This window comes from Synechococcus sp. BSA11S (assembly GCF_014224355.1).
GTDB lineage: Bacteria > Cyanobacteriota > Cyanobacteriia > PCC-6307 > Cyanobiaceae > Regnicoccus_A.
Map to the genome: position 1 here is coordinate 30,336 of NZ_VNWP01000008.1, position 17,153 is coordinate 47,488.

Sequence of the window (17,153 nt, forward strand, 5' to 3'; positions counted from 1 at the left end):
CATGACCTCCTCCGCCGGCGTTGATGCGCGCATCCTCAGGGCCCCCCATCCGGTGCCCGGTGCTCCGGACAACTGGAAGCGCTTCTTCACCTTCAACACCGATGCCAAGGTGATCGGCATCCAGTACATCGCCACCGCTCTCTTCTTTCTGCTGGTGGGCGGCCTGCTGGCCATGATCATGCGCGGAGAGCTGATCACACCGGCGGCGGATCTGGTTGATCGCACCGTGTACAACGGCCTCTACACGATGCACGGGACGATCATGTTGTTCCTGTTCATCTTTCCGGTGCTCAACGGGCTCAACAACCTGCTGATCCCCTGCATGATCGGCGCCCCCGACATGGCTTTCCCCAAGCTCAATGCCGCCGCCTTCTGGCTGGTGCCGGTGTTCGGGGTGATTCTGATGGCCAGCTTTCTGGTGCCTGGAGGGCCGGCCTCCTCCGGCTGGTGGTCGTACCCGCCGGTGAGCCTGCAGAACCCCCTCGGCCATCTGATCAACGGCGAAGCTCTCTGGATCCTGGCGGTGGCCCTCTCCGGCATCTCCTCGATCATGGGGGCCGTCAACTTCGTGACCACAATTCTGCGCATGCGGGCCCCGGGCATGACCCTCAGCCGGATGCCGATCTTCTGCTGGACGGCCTTCTCGGCCCAGACGATCCAATTGATCGGCCTGCCGGCGCTCACGGGTGGGGCGGTGATGCTGCTGTTCGATCTGGTGGTGGGCACCTCCTTCTACCGGCCGGAAGGGGGCGGTGATCCGGTGCTCTATCAGCACTTCTTCTGGTTCTATTCCCACCCGGCCGTGTATGTGATCATCCTGCCGGTGTTCGGGGTGTTCTCCGAGCTGTTTCCGGTCTATGCCCGCAAGCCCCTGTTCGGCTATCCCTTCGTGGCCGGGGCCTCCCTGGTGATCGTGGGGCTCAGCCTGATCGTCTGGGTGCACCACATGTTCCCGAGCGGCGTGCCCCAGTGGATGCGCGATGCCTTCATGGTCACCACCATGCTGATCGCGGTGCCCACCGGCATCAAGGTGTTCGCCTGGCTGGCCACCCTCTGGGGCGGCAAGTTGCGGTTGAACACGGCGATGCTGTTCGCCCTCGGAGGGCTGTTCAACTTCGTGTTCGCCGGGGTGACCGGCATCATGCTGGCCACCGTACCGGTGGACATTCACGTCAACAACACCTATTTCGTGGTGGGTCATTTCCATTATGTGATCTATGGCGCCGCCACCATGGGCGTCTATGCGGCGATCTACCACTGGTTTCCGAAGTTCACCGGCCACATGTATTACGAGGGCCTGGGCAAGCTCCACTTCCTGCTCACCTTCATCGGTACCAACCTCAACTTCTTCCCGATGCATCCGCTCGGCCTGATGGGCATGCCGCGCCGCGTTTCCTCCTACGACCCCGAATTCGCCTTCTGGAACGTGATCGCCAGCCTCGGTGCCTTCCTGCTCGGGGTGTCAATCATTCCCTTCCTGCTCAACCTGGTGAGCTCCTGGGTGCGGGGCGCCAAGGCGCCGGCCAACCCCTGGAATGCCATCGGTCTGGAGTGGCTGCTGCCCTCACCGCCGCCGGCGGAGAACTTCGAGGAGCATGTGCCCACCGTGATCAGCGGCCCCTACGGCTACGGCACCGGCCGGCCGCTGGTGGAGCACCAGGCCGAGATCGAACGTGCCCTCCAGCAGGCCTGAGCGATGACCATCAGCACCTCTCACGATGCCGCCGCCGCCCCCCAGGGGCATGGGGCGGCCCATGCCAACCACAGCCTCACCGGCTTCATCATCTTTCTCTGCTCCGAGAGCGTCATCTTCCTGGCCTTCTTCAGTGGCTATGCCGTGCTGAAGCTCTCGGCCCTGCAGTGGCTGCCGCCGGGAGTGGAGGGGTTGGAGTGGCGCACGCCCCTGCTCTACACGGTGGTGCTGGTCTCCAGCAGCGGCACCGTGGCTCTGGCGGAGCGCTGCCTCTCCAGGGGCAAGCTCTGGGGATTCCGCGCCTTCTGGCTGCTGAGCATGGCGATGGGGGCGGTGTTCCTCTACGGCCAGGCGATCGAGTGGCGCTCGCTGGGCTTCGGCATCACCAGCGGCAGTTTCGGTGGTTGCTTCTACCTGCTCACCGGCTTCCACGGCCTGCATGTGCTCAGCGGGATCCTGCTGATGGCCCTGATGCTCCAGCGCTCCTTCCGCCCCGCCAACTACGCCGCCGGTGAGCAGGGGGTGATCGCCACCTCCCTGTTCTGGCATTTCGTGGATGTGATCTGGGTGCTGCTCTTTCTTCTGCTCTACGCCTGGTCATGATCGTCGACGACCGGCACCACGATGTGATCGTGATCGGCTCAGGCGCCGCCGGTGGCACCCTGGCCGGGGCCCTCGCGGCCAGGGGCCGCTCGGTGCTGCTGCTGGAGCGCGGCGGGGCGATGGATCTGGCCGATCAGAACGTGGCCAGCGTGGATCTGTTCCGCAAGGACCGCTATCACCCCAGTGAGGCCTGGTTCGGCCCCGACGGCGATCCCTTTGCTCCCCAGACCATCTATGCCCTGGGCGGCAACACCAAGATCTGGGGCGGGGTGCTGGAGCGCATGTGGCCCCGGGAGTTCGAGGGTCTGCCGCTGCAGGAGGGGGTGGCTCCCGCCTGGCCCCTCAGCTACGACGAGCTCGCCCCCTGGTACGAGCGGGCCGAAGGGCTCTACCGGGTCCATGGCCGTGCCGGCCTCGACCCCCAGGAGCCCCCCCGCAGCGGCGCCTATCCCCATGCCCCCCTGCCGCTCGATCCGCTCTTCGAGCCCCTGCGCCAGGGGCTGCTGCGCCAGGGCTGCCACCCCTACGACCTGCCCCTGAGCTGGTCCGAGGCCCCAGAGGATCCCAGCGGCGACGCCGAGCTGTTCGGGGTGCAGCCGGCCCTGACCCACTCCGGAACCCGGCTGATCGGCAATGCCCGGGTCACCCAGCTGCACGTCGATCCCAGCGGCCGCGAGGTCAAGGGGGTGGAAGCCGAGATCGACGGCCAGTGCTGGATGTTCCACGGCGATCAGGTGGTGCTGGCCGCCGGAGCGGTGAACACTCCGGCGCTGCTGCTGCGTTCCCGCAGCGCGCTCCATCCCGATGGCCTGGCCAACGGTTCAGATCAGGTGGGCCGCCACCTGATGAAGCCCCAGCTCACGGCGATCCTGCAGCTGGCCCGCGAGCCCCACAGCGGCCGCTTCCCCCGCAGCCTCGGCGTCAACGACTACGCCTGGGGGGATCAGAACGTCAGCTTTCCCCTCGGCCACATCGAAACCGGTGGCGGGGTGCTGCAGGACGCCCAGTTCGCCGAGTCGCCGCCCGTGCTGTCGCTGGTCACCCGGCTGCTGCCCAACGCGGCCCTGGAGCAGCTGGCGGTGCGCTCGATCTGCTGGTGGGCGATGAGCCCGGTGCTGCCCGATCCCGAGAACCGCATCGAGCTTCGTGGGCAGAGGCTGAGCATCCAGTACCTGGCCAACAACCTCGAGGCCCACGACCGGCTCGTGTACCGCTGGCTCTCCATGCTCAGGGTGGTGGATGCCGATCCGCTCACCCCCCAGGTGCGCCCGGCCCCCTTCTATCCCCGCGGCGAGGCTCCCCTGGCCGTGATCGGCCACGCCTGCGGCACCTGCCGCATGGGCGACGATCCGGCCACCTCGGTGGTCGACCGTGACGGCCGCGTCCACGGCCTGGCCAACCTGACCATCGCCGATGCCAGCGTCTTCCCCAGCTGCCCGATGGTGTCGCCCGGTCTCACCGTGATCGCCAACGCCCTGCGGGTGGCGGAGCGGCTCTAGGCTGCCCCCATCCGGGGTTTGGAGGATCGAACACCCATGGCCCAACGCGGATCCGCTGGCAGCCCCATCCTCGCCAGTGCCATCGCCGGGGCGGTGATCGGCGCGGCGGGCCTGGCCTGGTGGTTGCTGGCGCAGGCCGAACACCGCCGCCTGGCCCTGCGTCAGCGGCGCACCCTCACCCTCTCGCGCTTGCAGGGGGGGTCCCGCGAGGGTGACGACAGCGAGCGCCGGCCCCTGCTGGAGCGGGAGCTGCAACACAAGGTGAACGAGCTGAACCGGGCGATCGAAGATGTTCGCCGTCAGCTGGAGACCCTCACCCCCGAAGCCTGAGCGGGCGGGGCACGCCTCGGTAGGTTGCTTGCGCTGCCACTGCAGGGATCATGCTCCGTTCCGCCGCCATCACCGCAGGCGTTCAGCGTTCTCCCAACCGGGCCATGTTGCGGGCCGTCGGCTTCGGCGACGGTGATTTCAGCAAGCCGATCATCGGCATCGCCAACGGCTACAGCACGATCACGCCCTGCAACATCGGTCTGAACGATCTGGCCCGCTGCGCCGAGGAGGCCGCCCGCCTGGCGGGGGCCATGCCCCAGATGTTCGGCACGATCACCGTCAGCGACGGTATCTCGATGGGCACCGAGGGGATGAAGTATTCCCTGGTGTCGCGGGAGGTGATCGCCGATTCGATCGAGACCGCCTGCAACGCCCAGAGCATGGATGGCCTGCTGGCCATAGGCGGCTGCGACAAGAACATGCCTGGCGCCATGCTCGCCATGGCGCGCATGAACATTCCGGCGATCTTCGTCTACGGCGGCACGATCAAACCCGGCCGGCTCGGCCCCTGCGACCTCACCGTGGTGAGTGCCTTCGAGGCGGTGGGCCAGTTCTCGGGTGGGCGCATCGACGAGGAGGAGCTGCTGGCGATCGAGAAGAACGCCTGCCCCGGCGCCGGCAGCTGCGGTGGCATGTTCACCGCCAACACGATGAGTTCGGCGTTCGAAGCGATGGGCCTGAGCCTGCCAGGCAGCTCCACCATGGCGGCCGAGGACCCGGAGAAGGCCGAGAGCGCTGCCCGCTCTGCGGAGGTGCTGGTGCGGGCCATCGAAGCGAACATCCGCCCCCGTGATCTGATCACCCGCGAGGCGATCGAGAACGCCATCAGCGTGATCATGGCGGTGGGAGGCTCCACCAACTCGGTGCTGCACCTGCTGGCGATCGCCCGCACCGCCGAAGTTCCCCTCACGATCGATGATTTCGAAACCATCCGTCAGCGGGTGCCGGTGATCTGCGATCTCAAGCCCAGCGGCCGCTTCGTGACGGTGGATCTGCACCGGGCCGGTGGCATCCCCCAGGTGATGAAGCTGCTGCTGGATGCCGGCCTGCTGCACGGCGATTGCCGCACCATCGAAGGCCTCACCATCAAGGAGGTGCTGGCGGAGGTGCCCAGCGAGCCCCCCGCCGATCAGGAGGTGATCCGGCCCCTCTCCAATCCCCTCTATGCCAAGGGGCACCTGGCGATTCTCAAGGGCAACCTGGCCGAAGAAGGGGCCGTCGCCAAGATCAGCGGCGTCAAGACCCCGGTGATCACCGGCCCGGCCCGGGTGTTCGAGAGCGAGGAAAGCGCCCTTGAGGCGATCCTCTCCGGCGGGGTCCATGCCGGTGATGTGGTGGTGGTCCGCTACGAGGGCCCGGTGGGTGGGCCCGGCATGCGCGAGATGCTCTCCCCCACGGCCGCGATCGTGGGCCAGGGGCTTGGGGAATCGGTGGCCCTGATCACCGACGGTCGTTTCAGCGGTGGCTCCTACGGCCTGGTGGTGGGCCATGTGGCGCCTGAGGCCGCCGTGGGCGGCACCATCGCCCTGGTGCGGGAAGGCGACAGCATCACCGTCGATGCCCACCAGCTGCTGATCCAGCTGAATGTGGAGCCAGCCGAGCTCGCGCGCCGCCGCGCGGCCTGGGTGGCACCGGAACCCCGCTACCGCACGGGGGTGCTCGGCAAGTACGCCCGCCTGGTGAGCAGCAGCAGCCTGGGGGCGGTCACCGATCAGGGCTGAGCAGGGCCCGCAGCCGCCGGGCCAGGGCCTCCAGCCCTGCACCGTCGGCCGGTCGCTCGCAGCGCTGGCCACTGTCGCCGTCCATCCAGACCGGGTGGTGGCCCTGCCAGAGCATGGGCTGATCCGTTTGCTCGGGCCAGCTCAGCATCAGGTGCAGATCCCCTCCACTGCGGTAGATCTCCAGCTCGATGTCGTTGAGCTCTGTTCGCTCGCCATCGGCCCGGCGGCAGAGCAGCCGCAGGGTGCACTCCTCACCGGCCTCGCCGGCCTCCGCTCCCGGGGAGATCAGATCAGTTGAACCTGAGCGGAGCACCGCCGCATGCCGGTGGGGTTTCAGGCAGAGGTCGGCGGCAGCGGCCACCCGCCTCAGCAGCTCGCTCATCTCAGGGAACGGCCCGGATCGCCTCCACGCCCAGGCGCAGGGCACCGGCGCGGAAGCCGGGATTGGGGCGGCCATCGTCGCCGAATTTCGAGTGCAGGATCTGCAGCCGCGTGATCCGGGAGGGATCGAAGCGCAGCAGGGGCAGGGTCATCGGCTGGGCCCGCACCGAGGCCTTGAGTTGCTCGAAGGGGATCTCCACCGTGGTCAGGCCCTCGGAACTGGTGGCGAATTCGCTCACCCAGCGCAGCCCCCCCGGAATCAGTTCGGTGAGGCCGGCCACCCCATCGGCGCAGGCCACCGCCAGCTTGTAGCGCCGCCCGTCGCCGCGCAGGTCGAGCTGGAGCGCCCGGTAGGCACTCAGATCCAGGGGCGGTGAGAACAGCGGGGAGCGGCAGCTCACGAAGCCGCCCCCGGCTTCGATCACCTCCGCCTCCAGCACCAGCCCCGATGGTCCGCTGCGGCAGACGCCGCTGCTGCGGCCCCCCATGATCGTGTCGTTCAGGGCCAGCCAGCCGCTGAAGCCATCACCGCTCACCACCAGCAGGGGTGCCACCATCAGGGCCAGCTCGATCACTCCTCCAAGCCTGCCGCAGCGGCGGCATCGGCGAGGATCAGCACCGGCTGGCGGGGGCTCACCAGCCGTGCCGGCGTGCGCTCGGGGGATTCATCGGGATCGAGCAGGCGCCGCAGGGCCTCCTGCTTGCCAGCGCCGCTCACCAGAAACAGCACCTGGCGCGCGGCGCTCAGCACCGGAGCGGTGAGGGTGACCCTGGGCAGCCCCTTGCCTTCGCTGACCGTGGCCTCCCGATCGACCACCCTGGTGGCCGGGGTGCCGGGAAACAGGGAGGCCGTGTGGCCGTCTTCCCCCAGCCCCAGCAACACCAGATCGAGGATCGGGGGATCGCCCGGGCAGATCCTGGCCACCAAGGCGGCGTAGGCCTCGGCGCTGGCCTCCGGGCTCTCCAGCTCGGTGGGCACCGGCCGGAAACAGGCCTCCGAGCCCGGGGCCTCCGCCAGCAGGCTCTGGTGCAGCATCAGGGCATTGCTGGAGGGGTCGTCGGCCGCCACCCAGCGCTCATCGCCCAGCAGCACATCCACCCGTGGCCAGGGCAGCCGCTCCCGGCCCAGCAGGCGGTAGGCCGCCGCCGGGGTGCCGCCACCGGCCAGGGCGATCTGGGCCCGATCCCTCTGGGCCAGGGCCAGATCGATGCAGGCGGCGATGGTCTCGGCGGTGCGCCGGGCCAGCTCCTCACCGTCGGCGGCCACTTCGATCCGGTAGCTGGCCGGGGGCTGGCTGCGCATCACAGCCACTCGGTGTGGAAGCTGCCCTCACGGTCCACCCGTTGGTAGGTGTGGGCGCCGAAGCAATCGCGCATGGCCTGGAGCAGGTTCTGGGGCAGCCGCGCCGTGCGGTAGCTGTCGATGTAGTCGAGGGTGCTGCTCAGGCAGGGCACGGGAATGCCGGCCAGGGCCGCACCGGCCACCACCTGGCGCAGGCCGGGCAACCGGGCGTTCACCTGCTCGGCGAACCAGGGGTCCACCATCAGGTTGGGCAGGCCCGGGTTGGCGTCGTAGGCGTTCTGGATGCGCTGCAGCAGCTTGGCGCGAATGATGCAGCCCCCCTTCCAGATCTGGGCGATGGCGGAGAGGTTGAGGTTGTAGTCGTGCAGGGAGGAGGCTTCCACCATCAGGGCCATGCCCTGGGCGTAGCTGGCGACGCAGGCCAGGGTGATGGCATCGCGCAGGGCGGGCATCCCCTCGCCGGGATCGCCCAGGTCCACCGCCACCGCCTCGGGGCCGGGAATGATGCCTTCCGCCGCCTGGCGCTCGCCGTGCAGGGAGCTCATCACCCGGCCATTGAGTGCCGCATAGATCGTGGGCACCGGCACCCCCATCTCCAGGGCGCTGACCACGGTCCAGAGGCCGGTTCCCTTCTGTCCGGCCACATCGAGGATCTTCTCCACCAGGTCGCCGCCATCCTCAGGATCGCGGGTGCGCAGACACACCTCGGTGATCTCCACCAGGTAGGAGGAGAGCTCCTCCAGCTGGTTCCAGCCGTCGAACACCTGGGCCATGGCCAGGCCATCCATGCCGGCCGAGCGCTTCATCAGGTCGTAGGCCTCCACAAGGATCTGCTCGATCCCGTACTCGATGCCGTTGTGGACCGTCTTGACGAAATGGCCGGCACCGCCGGGGCCGATGTAGGTGACGCAGGGGCCGTCGTCCACCTGGGCGGCCATCTTGCGCACCAGCCCCTCGATGGCGTCGTAGGCGGCCTTGGTGCCACCGGGCATCATGCTCGGCCCCTCCAGGGCCCCCTTGGCACCGCCGGAGACCCCCATGCCGATGTAGCCGAAGCTCTGGCTTTCCAGCTCCTTCACCCGCCGCTCGGTGTCGGTGTAAAGGGAGTTCCCGCCATCGATCAGCAGATCGCCGTCTTCCAGCAGGGGGGAGATCGAGGCGATCATGGCGTCGATCGGAGCGCCCGCCTTGATCATCATCAGGATCCGGCGGGGGCGTTCCAGGGCCCCGACGAACTCCTCGAGCGTGTGGGCACCGATGATGTTCAGCCCGGCGGCGCGGCCGTTCAGAAAGTCTTCGGTCTTGGCGTAGGTGCGGTTGTAGACGACGCTGGAGTAGCCGTTGCGTTCGGCGTTGAGGACCAGGTTCTCGCCCATCACTCCGAGGCCGATCAGGCCGAAGTGCGCTTTGCTCATGAGGGTTTGGCGTGCAGGCCGTGCGGCCTCAGTGTGGCCGCGAGCCTGCCGGAACGCCGCCGGGCCAGGCCCTGTGTCAGCAAGCGCTCAGATCACGGTGCCGTCGGCAATGGTGGCGTTCTTCTCCACCACCACGATGCCGTTGCGGATGTAGAAGCCCAGTTCCGGCCGGTCGGCCTCCTCGATCCGTTCCTTGTTCACGATCGTGACGTTGCGCCCGATGCGCACGTTCTTGTCGAGGATCGCCCGGCGCACGGTGGTGCCCCGGCCCACGCCAACGGGAATGCCGCCCCGTTCGCGCAGCACCGCCCGCTCCTCGGCGGACTCGAAGAAGTCGGCCCCCATCACGAGGGTGTCCTGCAGCACCACTTCCCCTTCGATGCGCGAGCGCACGCCGAGCACGCAGTGGTGAATGCTGCACTCCTGCAACAGGGAGCCCTCTCCGACGATCGATTGGGTGACCTGCGCATCCAGAAGCTTGCTGGGGGGTAGGTAGCGGGGCCGGGTGTAGATCGGGAACTGTTCGTCGTAGAAGGAAAAGGCCGGCCGGGGTTGGTCGGTGAGGGCCAGGTTGGCCTCGTAGAAGGCCCCGATCGTGCCGATGTCCTCCCAGTAGTCGTCAAACAGGTAGGCCCGCAGGTTGTCACCCCGCCCGAGCGCCGTGGGGATGATCTCCTTGCCGAAATCGGTCGAGCCGGGGTTCTGCGCCAGCAGATCGAACAGGGTGTCGCGGCTGAAGACGTAGATCCCCATCGAGGCCAGATAAGGCCGCCGGGCCGCCTCGGCTTCCGCCAGTCCCAGGCGGGCCGTGTCCACCTTCATGGCCTCAAGCGCGGCGCCCTTGGGTTTTTCCGAGAACTCCCGGATGCGTCCGTCGAGGTCAGTGCGCATCAGTCCGAAGGCTTCGGCCTGCTGCGCGTCCACCGGCAGGGCTCCCACCGTGAGGTCAGCGCCGGTCTGGATGTGGTGATCCACGAAACGGCTGTAATCCATCCGGTAGAGCTGATCACCGGAGAGGATCAGATATTGATCCACATCCCATTCCTGGAACAGCCACTGGTACTTGCGCACGGCATCGGCAGTGCCTTCGAACCAGCTGGGGCTGTCGGGGGTCTGCTGGGCAGCCAGCACTTCCACGAAGCCCTGCCCGAAGCCGGCCGAAAGGTTGTAACTCTGGGTGAGGTGGCGGTTCAGCGACGCGCTGTTGAACTGCGTGAGCACGTAGATCTTGTTGATCCCCGAGTTGATGCAGTTGCTGACGGGGATATCAATCAGGCGATATTTACCGGCGAGCGGTACAGCGGGCTTGGCCCGCATCTTCGTGAGGGGATAGAGCCTGGTACCGGCGCCACCGCCGAGAATGATCGCCAGAACCCGCTTCATCCATTCCCTCCGAAACTGCTGCCATCAGCGTGCGAGCACCGTACCGGATCGGGTGCCTCCAGAACCTCGCCTGGAGCGGCAGAGAACAAAAACGTGGCAAGCCGCTGTAGCCCCGGTGACATCAGGACTCCTCGCTCGCTCCATCGAGGGCAAACAGCTGGTGCAGCGCCTGCATGGCCTGATGGCGCTGCTGACGCGGCTGGGGTGCCCGAAGATTGGTGACCGGGCTGTGCAGGATCTTGTTGATGATGCCCTTGCTGAGGGCTTCCACCACCTTGCGCTCCCGCACCGAAAGGTCGGGACCCATGCGGCTGAGCGCTTTCTGCAGCTCCTGCTCGCGGATCTGCTCGAGCTGCTGACGCAGGCGGTTGAGGGTGGGCACCGCCTCCAGGCCGTCCCACCATTCCAGAAACTGGCGGGCCTCCTCCTGCAGCAGCCCTTCGGCTTCGGCGGCGATCTCCCGGCGGGCCTCCTGGTTGCGGGTCACCACCTCCTGAAGATCGTCGACGTCGAAGGCGTCGACGCCGCTCAGCTGGTCCACGTCGGCGCTGATGTTGCGCGGCACACCGATGTCGATGAGCATCAGTGAGGAACGACGGTTCAGGCCTTTGAGCCGCTCGGCCGCGATGATCGGTTCCTCGGCGCCGGTGCTGGTGAACACCAGCGAGCAGGTGCTCAGGCAGTGATCCAGGTCGCTCAGGGGGCGGCACTGGACGGGAAAATCAGGAAAATCAGCCGCCAGGGCCTCGGCGCGTTCGGTTGTTCGGTTGAGCAGCACCAGGCCACGGCAGCCCTTGGCCTGCAGGTGCTGCAGCAGCAGCCGAGCCATCCGACCGGCTCCCACCACGGCCACCTGCTCCTGATCCAGGGGGACCAGCTCGTCGAGGCCCCTGGCCTGGCCCACCTTGAGCTGGGCCAGCTCCACGGCGGCCGAGCTGATCGAGACCGCCCCGGTGCCCAGGTTGGTCTCGCTGCGCACCCGTTTGCCCGTGCTCACCGCCTGGTTGAGCAGGCGGTTGAGGATCGGTCCGATCGAGCCGTGTTCCTGGCCCAGCCGCACCATCTTCTTCACCTGGGAGAGGATCTGGCCCTCGCCCAGCACCAGGCTGTCGAGGCCGGCGGCCACCCGCAGCAGGTGCGCCACCGCCTCCTCGTGGTGGAAGGTGAACAGGTGGGGGGTGAGATCTCCGAAGGCCAGGCCGGAGTGCTGGCTCAGGAACGAGCCCACCGCATGGATTCCCTGCTCCGGGCTGCGCAGCAGGGTGTAGATCTCGAGCCGGTTGCAGGTGCTGAGGATCGACGCCTCGAGCACCTGGGCGTCCCCGCGCAGGTTCTGGAGTGATTCCTCCATCGTCTGCTCGGGGATGCTCAGTCGCTCCCGGATCTCGACCGGAGCCGTGCGATGGCTGAGGCCGACGACGGCGATGTGCATGGGGAGGGACTCAGCGCAGGGCGACGCTCTGGGCGCCGGGCTTGATGTGCACCGTATCGGTGAAGCGCGCCGAGGAATCGAGGGAGCTGATGATCAGGCTGCTGGTGCGGGTGCAGTCGCGCTCGAAGACCACCCCCTTGAACAGCAGACCGGGCGTGATGCCGCTGCCGGCGAAAACCACATTCTCACCGGAGGCCAGCTCTTCGGCCTCGTAGACCTTGTCGATGTCGGTGATGCCCATCGAGTTGAGGCGCTCGATGTTGCCCTCCTTGGTGTAGTCGGCCCACTCGCTGGTCTGGGCGATGGCCGGGTCGTACACCAGCTGACCCTGGAAATGGGCCCCGAGGCAGCGCAGTGCCGCTGCCGAGATCACGCCCTCGGGGGCGGCGCCGATGCCCATCAGGGCATGGGTGCCGGTGCCGGCGAAGCCGCAGGCGATCGCGGCCTGCACGTCACCGTCGCTGATCGGCTTCACCCGGGCGCCGGTGGCGCGGATCTCGGCGATCAGGTCCTTGTGGCGGGCGCGGTCCATCACCACGATCACCAGATCGCTGGCGGGCATGCCCAGGCACTCGCTCAGGATGGCGATGTTCTCGGTGGCACTCTTGCGGATGTCCACCTTGCCCTTGGCGGCCGGAGGTGCGGCCAGCTTCTTCATGTAGAAGTCGGGGGCGTTGAACAGGCCACCGCGGTCGGAGGCGGCCAGCACGGCCATCGATCCATCCTGGGCGTTGGCGCAGAGGTTGGTGCCCTCGCAGGGATCGACGGCGAAATCAACGCCGGGGCCGGTGCCGCTGCCCACTTCCTCGCCGATGTAGAGCATCGGGGCCTCATCGCGCTCGCCTTCGCCGATCACGATCCGGCCCTGCATGGCGATGGATCCCATCCGGGTGCGCATCGCTTCGACGGCGGCGGCGTCGGCCTCATCTTTTTTGCCGAGCCCGGTGAGATGGGCGGAGGCGATGGCGGCCTGCTCGACGACTTCGAGCAGTTCCTGAATGAGGGTGCGATCCACGACGGTCCGGCAGGGGGGAGAGAAGGCGTCAGCGAAAAGACAGGCAGACCAGCTGCGGCAAGGTCTTTCCGACACGAAGCGGGCGTCACTGTATCAGCGCCACGTGAGCCCCCCCACCGCCACTTCCTACAATCAACCGGCTCCTTTGCCCCGGTGGCCCCAACCATGAGCACGAAGCCTCTGGTGATCGCCCCGTCGATCCTTTCCGCAGATTTCGCCCGCCTCGGTGACGAGGTGAGAGCCGTCGACGAGGCAGGAGCCGACTGGATCCATGTCGACGTCATGGACGGCCGTTTCGTCCCCAACATCACGATCGGTCCTCTGATCGTCGAGGCCCTGCGTCCCGTCACCCGCAAGCCCCTCGATGTCCACCTGATGATCGTGGAGCCCGAGCGTTATGTGGGTGACTTCGCCAAGGCCGGTGCCGATCACATCTACGTGCAGGTGGAAGCCTGCCCGCACCTGCACCGCAACCTGGGGCAGATCAAGGACCTGGGCAAGAAGGCCGGTGCTGTGCTCAATCCCGGCACTCCCCTGGAAACCCTGGAGTACTGCCTCGAGCTCTGCGATCTGGTCCTGATCATGAGCGTCAACCCCGGCTTCGGGGGGCAGAGCTTCATCCCCTCGGCCGTGGAGAAGGTCCGCCGCCTGCGCCGCATGTGCGACGAGCGCGGACTCGACCCCTGGATCGAAGTGGATGGGGGCCTCAAGGCCAACAACACCTGGCAGGTGGTGGAAGCCGGGGCCAACGCCATCGTGGCCGGTTCAGCCGTGTTCAACGCTCCCGACTACCGGGCCGCGATCGAGGGCATCCGCCACAGTCGCCGTCCCGAGGCGGTGCTCGTCTGAACGGCTGAACGGCTCAGCGGCTGAACTGCAGCCGCCGTCAACGGGAACCGGGTGTCGGCCGCGGTTCCCGTTCTGTCGCTGGGTTCAGGCCTCACGCCCCCAGGAACCAGCCGTAGCTGTGCAGACCGATGCCCAGCAGGTTCACGCCGATGTAGCAGACGACAATCACCAGCAGGCCGGCCACCGCCACCAGGGCGGGCCGTCGTCCCTGCCAGCCCCGGCTCAGACGGCTGTGCAGGTAGGCGGCGTAGACCAGCCAGCAGATCAACGCCCAGGTTTCCTTGGGATCCCAGCTCCACCAGCTGCCCCAGGCTTCATTCGCCCAGACGGCCCCGCTCACCAGGCCCACCGAGAGCAGCAGGAACCCCACGGAGATCGTGCGGTAGCTGAGGCTGTCGAGCTGCTCGCTCACCCCGATCGACACACTGCTCAGCTGCAGGTTTCCGGCATCCCCGGCCCCGGCCAGCTTGGCCTGGCGATAGCCGCCGCTGCCGATCGAGCTGCTGCGCAGTTGCAGGTCCTGGCCGCGATCGGTGAACAGCACCGCCACCGAGAGCAGTGAACCCACGAGCAGGGCGGCATAGCTCACCATGATCACGCTCACGTGCATCACCAGCCAGCTGGAGCGCAGGGCAGGCACCAGTGGTGAGGCCTCCTGCAGGCGATCCGGCAGCGCGAAACTGGCGAAGGCCAGGCAGCCCAGGCCCATGGGTGTGGCCGCCGCGGGCACCAGCGGACTGGGCCAGGAGCGCTCCACCAGCAGCTGGGTGAGGGTGCAGGCCCAGGCCAGGAAGCAGAGGGATTCGTAGAGGTTGCTGATCGGGAAATGGCCCGACTCCCACCAGCGCAGGGTGAGCTGGGCCGTGAGACTCAGGTTGGCGGCCGCCACCATCAGACGGACGAGACTGTTGGAGCGCCCGCCGCTGAGGCTCCAGAAGGCCAGGGGCAGGGCCACCAGCAGGAGCGCGAAGGCCAGCAGGCCCAGGGAGAGAACCGGATCGTTCACAGAAGCTCGCTCGGGGCGGGGCGAATCAGTGGACCAGTCTGCCTGCAGGCCCGGCTCAGCGGCTGGCCTGACGTAACAGCACCAGGCCCAGGGCCAGGCCGATCAGCACGGGCGACCAGGCCGCCAGCACAGGGGCGAGGGTGCCCTTGACCCCCAGGGAGCTGAAGATGAAGGACATCAGGTAATAGGAGAAGATCAGCAGAACGCTGATGCCGAAACCCTGGCTGCGGCTGGTGCGGGCATTGGGTCTGACCCCGAGGCTGCTGCCGATCAGGCCGAAGACCAGGCAGATGGCCGGGAAGGCGAATTTCTCCTGGATCCGCACCCGCAGGCGCCGGGCTTCCTTCTGATCACCGGCCTCCCGCAACAGCACCTCAGCCCGCAGGGCCTGGGAGACCGACATGCTGGCCGCATCCTTGGGCAGGGCCGCCAGCTTGAGAGGACCCTGGTCAAGCGGGTAGAGATAACGATCAAACTTGGCCGAGGTGGTGGTCTCGTTCTCACCCACCAAAACGATCTGACCATCGCGGAATTCCCACATCCCCGCTGAATCGTTCCACGTCCCCTGTCTGGCCTTGAGGATCTGGGTGCCGCTGGCACGGCTGAAATCCAGCACCGTCACATCCTTCATCTCTCCATCCCTGAACTGACGGGAATAGAACAGCTGGGAGAGATAGCGCTCGCTGCCGGTGTCATCGCGGTCGCTGGGTCGTCGGCTGAAGCGGGAATAGATGATGTTGCTGCCCTTCTCCGCTGCGATCGCCTTGCCCAGGGCCTGGTTGAGGGTGTTGGTGGCCTCCAGGTTGGCGCTGGGAACGATCAGGTCGTTGAACACGAAGGTGAGCAGGCTCATCAGCACCGCCACGATCAGGGCCGGCAGCACCATCCGCCAGGTGCTCACCCCCACGCTGCGCAGGGCGATCAGTTCGCTGTTGCTCGAGAGGGTGCTGTAGGCCAGCAGGGTGGCCATCAGGGTGGCCATGGGGAACGAGAGCACCAGGAAGCCGGGCATCCTCAGACCGAGCACCTGCAGGGCGGTCAGCATCGGCAGGCCCGATTCGGCCACCCGCCGCACCAGCTCGAAGACCACACCCACCGAAAGCGACACCGCGGTGAAGGCTGCGATGCCGAACAACAGGGGCCCCAGCAGCTCGTTGGTGAGCCAGCGATCCATCAGCGGCAGGCGCTGCCAGGAGAGCGTGAGGGGCCGCAGCAGGCGCTTGACCCTTGGATTGGCTGGGTGGTTCGTCAACACGCTCACAGCTGAAATCCCTCCCCCAGGTAGTGACGTCGGACCAGGGAGTCGCTGGCCACCTCGGAAGAGGGGCCCGACGCGAGAATGCTGCCCTCGGTGAGGATGTAGGCCCGATCGGTGATCGCCAGGGTTTCGCGCACGTTGTGGTCGGTGATCAGCAGCCCCATGCCCCGCTGGCGCAGGGTGCCGATCAGAGCCTGAAGGTCGGCCACCGCCAGGGGATCGACGCCCGCGAAGGGTTCATCCAGCAGGAGATAGCGCGGTCCCTCATGGCCCACCGCCAACGCCCTGGCCACCTCGCAGCGACGACGCTCTCCGCCCGAAAGTTGGTAGCCGCGGCGGTGCTGGAACTTGCTCAGGTGGAATTCCTCGATCAGTTGCTCCAGCCTCTGGCGCCGCACCCGCAGCGGTGTCCCGCTCTGCTGCAGGGCCACCTGCAGGTTCTCGCGGGTGGTGAGCTGCCTGAACACACTGGCTTCCTGGGGCAGGTAGCCGATGCCGAGCCGTGCCCGTTTGGGCATCGGCAGACCTTCGACCCGGCGCCCATCCAGCAGCACCTGACCCCTGTCGGGCCTGAGCAGACCCGTCACCAGATTGAAGGTGGTGGTCTTGCCGGCACCGTTGGGGCCGAGCAGGCCCACGACTTCTCCAGGCTCGAGCTCCAGGCTCACCTCCTTCACCAGGGGACGGCCGCCCAGGCTCAGGGCCACGCTCTCCAGGGAGAGGCTCATCGAAACGGCTGGCTGGGGGTCTGCAGGGGCACGCCGGCTGGCTGGATCTGGGGGGTGGTCTGGATCAGGAGGGTGCTGAACACCTGCTGGCCTTCCAGGGGCTGGGCGAGGGCCCGCTCCCGATCCACCAGGTAGGTGACCCGGTCGGCCTGAAGGGTGTTGCCGTCGTCCTGGATCACGTCCACATCGCCGCTGAGGATGATCATCCCCTCACGGGTGAAGTACTGGGCCTGGCGGGAGGTGGCCACCACCCTTCGATCGGGATAGACGATCCTGACGTTGCCGCTGGCCGTGATGATGCCGGTGACGTTGTCCGCCTGCTGGCGGTCGGATTCGATCGTGACCTGGCCGGTCGGCGCCGGGGCGGTCTCGGCGGTGACCTCGGCCGTCCCCGACTGGGGGGCGGGGCCGACCTGCTCCCCGGGCTGGATCGGCCTGGCGCAGGCGGGCCCCACCGATCCCAGCATCAGCAGCACGGCTGCCAGGGCCTGAGGGGGGGATGGGCGAAGGGCCGCAAACCTGGGGCACCCCATCCGC

General features: G+C 67.5%; 17 protein-coding genes. 6 read left to right on the top strand and 11 right to left on the bottom strand.

The genetic code is table 11. The features are described 5' to 3' along the window. Nucleotide 1 precedes the first annotated feature (1 nt). From FPZ61_RS08800 to ilvD, 5 genes are read left to right on the top strand one after another with little or no spacing between them, the layout of a single operon-like run. Complete coding sequence (locus FPZ61_RS08800) at nucleotides 2-1,693, top strand: cbb3-type cytochrome c oxidase subunit I (RefSeq protein WP_185466162.1); 1,692 nt, start codon at nucleotides 2-4, stop codon at nucleotides 1,691-1,693. Between the two features lie 3 nt (nucleotides 1,694-1,696). Next, nucleotides 1,697-2,296, top strand: coding sequence for a heme-copper oxidase subunit III (locus tag FPZ61_RS08805; RefSeq protein ID WP_185466164.1), 600 nt, complete (start codon nucleotides 1,697-1,699; stop codon nucleotides 2,294-2,296). After that, nucleotides 2,293-3,795 (top strand): GMC oxidoreductase, encoded by a 1,503-nt coding sequence (locus FPZ61_RS08810; protein WP_185466166.1) that lies wholly within the window; start codon nucleotides 2,293-2,295, stop codon nucleotides 3,793-3,795. The genes FPZ61_RS08805 and FPZ61_RS08810 overlap by 4 nt, the downstream gene beginning before the upstream one ends. A gap of 36 nt (nucleotides 3,796-3,831) precedes the next feature. After that, nucleotides 3,832-4,125, top strand: coding sequence for a hypothetical protein (locus tag FPZ61_RS08815; RefSeq protein WP_185466168.1), 294 nt, complete (start codon nucleotides 3,832-3,834; stop codon nucleotides 4,123-4,125). A gap of 50 nt (nucleotides 4,126-4,175) precedes the next feature. Then, nucleotides 4,176-5,846, top strand: a complete 1,671-nt coding sequence (gene ilvD / locus FPZ61_RS08820; RefSeq protein WP_185466171.1) for a dihydroxy-acid dehydratase — start codon at nucleotides 4,176-4,178, stop codon at nucleotides 5,844-5,846. On the opposite strand, the gene FPZ61_RS08825 is transcribed toward ilvD, so the two are convergent. The 7 genes from FPZ61_RS08825 to glpX form a co-directional block, all read right to left on the bottom strand. Then, the gene (locus FPZ61_RS08825) at nucleotides 5,830-6,228 is read right to left on the bottom strand and encodes a hypothetical protein (RefSeq protein ID WP_185466173.1); all 399 of its coding nucleotides are present in this window, start codon (nucleotides 6,226-6,228) and stop codon (nucleotides 5,830-5,832) included. The genes ilvD and FPZ61_RS08825 overlap by 17 nt on opposite strands. A 1-nt stretch (nucleotide 6,229) precedes the next feature. Then, on the bottom strand, nucleotides 6,230-6,784 hold the full coding sequence (locus tag FPZ61_RS08830; RefSeq protein WP_185466175.1) for a CIA30 family protein: 555 nt from the start codon (nucleotides 6,782-6,784) through the stop codon (nucleotides 6,230-6,232). A gap of 14 nt (nucleotides 6,785-6,798) precedes the next feature. Further along, nucleotides 6,799-7,530 (bottom strand): 6-phosphogluconolactonase, encoded by a 732-nt coding sequence (gene pgl, locus FPZ61_RS08835; RefSeq protein ID WP_185466177.1) that lies wholly within the window; start codon nucleotides 7,528-7,530, stop codon nucleotides 6,799-6,801. Then, a complete protein-coding gene (gndA, locus tag FPZ61_RS08840; protein WP_185466179.1) occupies nucleotides 7,530-8,945 on the bottom strand; it encodes an NADP-dependent phosphogluconate dehydrogenase in 1,416 nt (471 codons plus the stop codon). Before gndA ends, pgl begins: the two co-directional genes overlap by 1 nt. Before the next feature lie 87 nt (nucleotides 8,946-9,032). After that, nucleotides 9,033-10,328: a glucose-1-phosphate adenylyltransferase gene (locus FPZ61_RS08845; RefSeq protein WP_185466181.1), complete on the bottom strand. Its 1,296-nt coding sequence runs from the start codon at nucleotides 10,326-10,328 to the stop codon at nucleotides 9,033-9,035. 121 nt (nucleotides 10,329-10,449) lie between these two features. Then, complete coding sequence (locus FPZ61_RS08850; RefSeq protein ID WP_185466183.1) at nucleotides 10,450-11,760, bottom strand: glutamyl-tRNA reductase; 1,311 nt, start codon at nucleotides 11,758-11,760, stop codon at nucleotides 10,450-10,452. Between the two features lie 10 nt (nucleotides 11,761-11,770). Next, nucleotides 11,771-12,775, bottom strand: coding sequence for a class II fructose-bisphosphatase (gene glpX / locus FPZ61_RS08855; RefSeq protein ID WP_185466184.1), 1,005 nt, complete (start codon nucleotides 12,773-12,775; stop codon nucleotides 11,771-11,773). 165 nt (nucleotides 12,776-12,940) lie between these two features. On the opposite strand from glpX, the gene rpe reads away from it, so the two are divergent. Continuing rightward, nucleotides 12,941-13,624: a ribulose-phosphate 3-epimerase gene (rpe, locus tag FPZ61_RS08860; protein ID WP_185466186.1), complete on the top strand. Its 684-nt coding sequence runs from the start codon at nucleotides 12,941-12,943 to the stop codon at nucleotides 13,622-13,624. 91 nt (nucleotides 13,625-13,715) lie between these two features. Here rpe and ccsB read toward each other — a convergent pair whose 3' ends face one another. The 4 genes from ccsB to FPZ61_RS08880 all read right to left on the bottom strand — a co-directional run bounded on the left by ccsB (nucleotide 13,716) and on the right by FPZ61_RS08880 (nucleotide 17,149). Beyond that, nucleotides 13,716-14,630 (bottom strand): c-type cytochrome biogenesis protein CcsB, encoded by a 915-nt coding sequence (gene ccsB, locus FPZ61_RS08865; RefSeq protein WP_185466188.1) that lies wholly within the window; start codon nucleotides 14,628-14,630, stop codon nucleotides 13,716-13,718. 55 nt (nucleotides 14,631-14,685) lie between these two features. Further along, nucleotides 14,686-15,804, bottom strand: coding sequence for an LptF/LptG family permease (locus FPZ61_RS08870; RefSeq protein ID WP_185466302.1), 1,119 nt, complete (start codon nucleotides 15,802-15,804; stop codon nucleotides 14,686-14,688). An 83-nt stretch (nucleotides 15,805-15,887) separates the two neighbouring features. Further along, a complete protein-coding gene (lptB, locus tag FPZ61_RS08875) occupies nucleotides 15,888-16,616 on the bottom strand; it encodes an LPS export ABC transporter ATP-binding protein (protein ID WP_185466190.1) in 729 nt (242 codons plus the stop codon). Further along, nucleotides 16,613-17,149, bottom strand: coding sequence for an LPS-assembly protein LptD (locus FPZ61_RS08880; protein WP_185466192.1), 537 nt, complete (start codon nucleotides 17,147-17,149; stop codon nucleotides 16,613-16,615). Before FPZ61_RS08880 ends, lptB begins: the two co-directional genes overlap by 4 nt. Nucleotides 17,150-17,153 lie beyond the last annotated feature (4 nt).

Excerpts from the sequence above, each read along its gene's own strand:
- FPZ61_RS08850 (WP_185466183.1), bottom strand. The coding sequence starts at position 11,760 with ATGCACATCGCCGTCGTCGGCCTCAGCCATCGCACGGCTCCGGTCGAG.
- FPZ61_RS08815 (WP_185466168.1), top strand. The coding sequence starts at position 3,832 with ATGGCCCAACGCGGATCCGCTGGCAGCCCCATCCTCGCCAGTGCCATC.
- FPZ61_RS08880 (WP_185466192.1), bottom strand. The coding sequence starts at position 17,149 with ATGGGGTGCCCCAGGTTTGCGGCCCTTCGCCCATCCCCCCCTCAGGCC.
- rpe (WP_185466186.1), top strand. The coding sequence starts at position 12,941 with ATGAGCACGAAGCCTCTGGTGATCGCCCCGTCGATCCTTTCCGCAGAT.
- FPZ61_RS08810 (WP_185466166.1), top strand. The coding sequence starts at position 2,293 with ATGATCGTCGACGACCGGCACCACGATGTGATCGTGATCGGCTCAGGC.
- ilvD (WP_185466171.1), top strand. The coding sequence starts at position 4,176 with ATGCTCCGTTCCGCCGCCATCACCGCAGGCGTTCAGCGTTCTCCCAAC.
- FPZ61_RS08825 (WP_185466173.1), bottom strand. The coding sequence starts at position 6,228 with ATGAGCGAGCTGCTGAGGCGGGTGGCCGCTGCCGCCGACCTCTGCCTG.
- lptB (WP_185466190.1), bottom strand. The coding sequence starts at position 16,616 with ATGAGCCTCTCCCTGGAGAGCGTGGCCCTGAGCCTGGGCGGCCGTCCC.
- FPZ61_RS08845 (WP_185466181.1), bottom strand. The coding sequence starts at position 10,328 with ATGAAGCGGGTTCTGGCGATCATTCTCGGCGGTGGCGCCGGTACCAGG.
- FPZ61_RS08805 (WP_185466164.1), top strand. The coding sequence starts at position 1,697 with ATGACCATCAGCACCTCTCACGATGCCGCCGCCGCCCCCCAGGGGCAT.
- FPZ61_RS08870 (WP_185466302.1), bottom strand. The coding sequence starts at position 15,804 with ATGGATCGCTGGCTCACCAACGAGCTGCTGGGGCCCCTGTTGTTCGGC.
- pgl (WP_185466177.1), bottom strand. The coding sequence starts at position 7,530 with ATGCGCAGCCAGCCCCCGGCCAGCTACCGGATCGAAGTGGCCGCCGAC.
- gndA (WP_185466179.1), bottom strand. The coding sequence starts at position 8,945 with ATGAGCAAAGCGCACTTCGGCCTGATCGGCCTCGGAGTGATGGGCGAG.
- FPZ61_RS08800 (WP_185466162.1), top strand. The coding sequence starts at position 2 with ATGACCTCCTCCGCCGGCGTTGATGCGCGCATCCTCAGGGCCCCCCAT.
- FPZ61_RS08830 (WP_185466175.1), bottom strand. The coding sequence starts at position 6,784 with ATGGTGGCACCCCTGCTGGTGGTGAGCGGTGATGGCTTCAGCGGCTGG.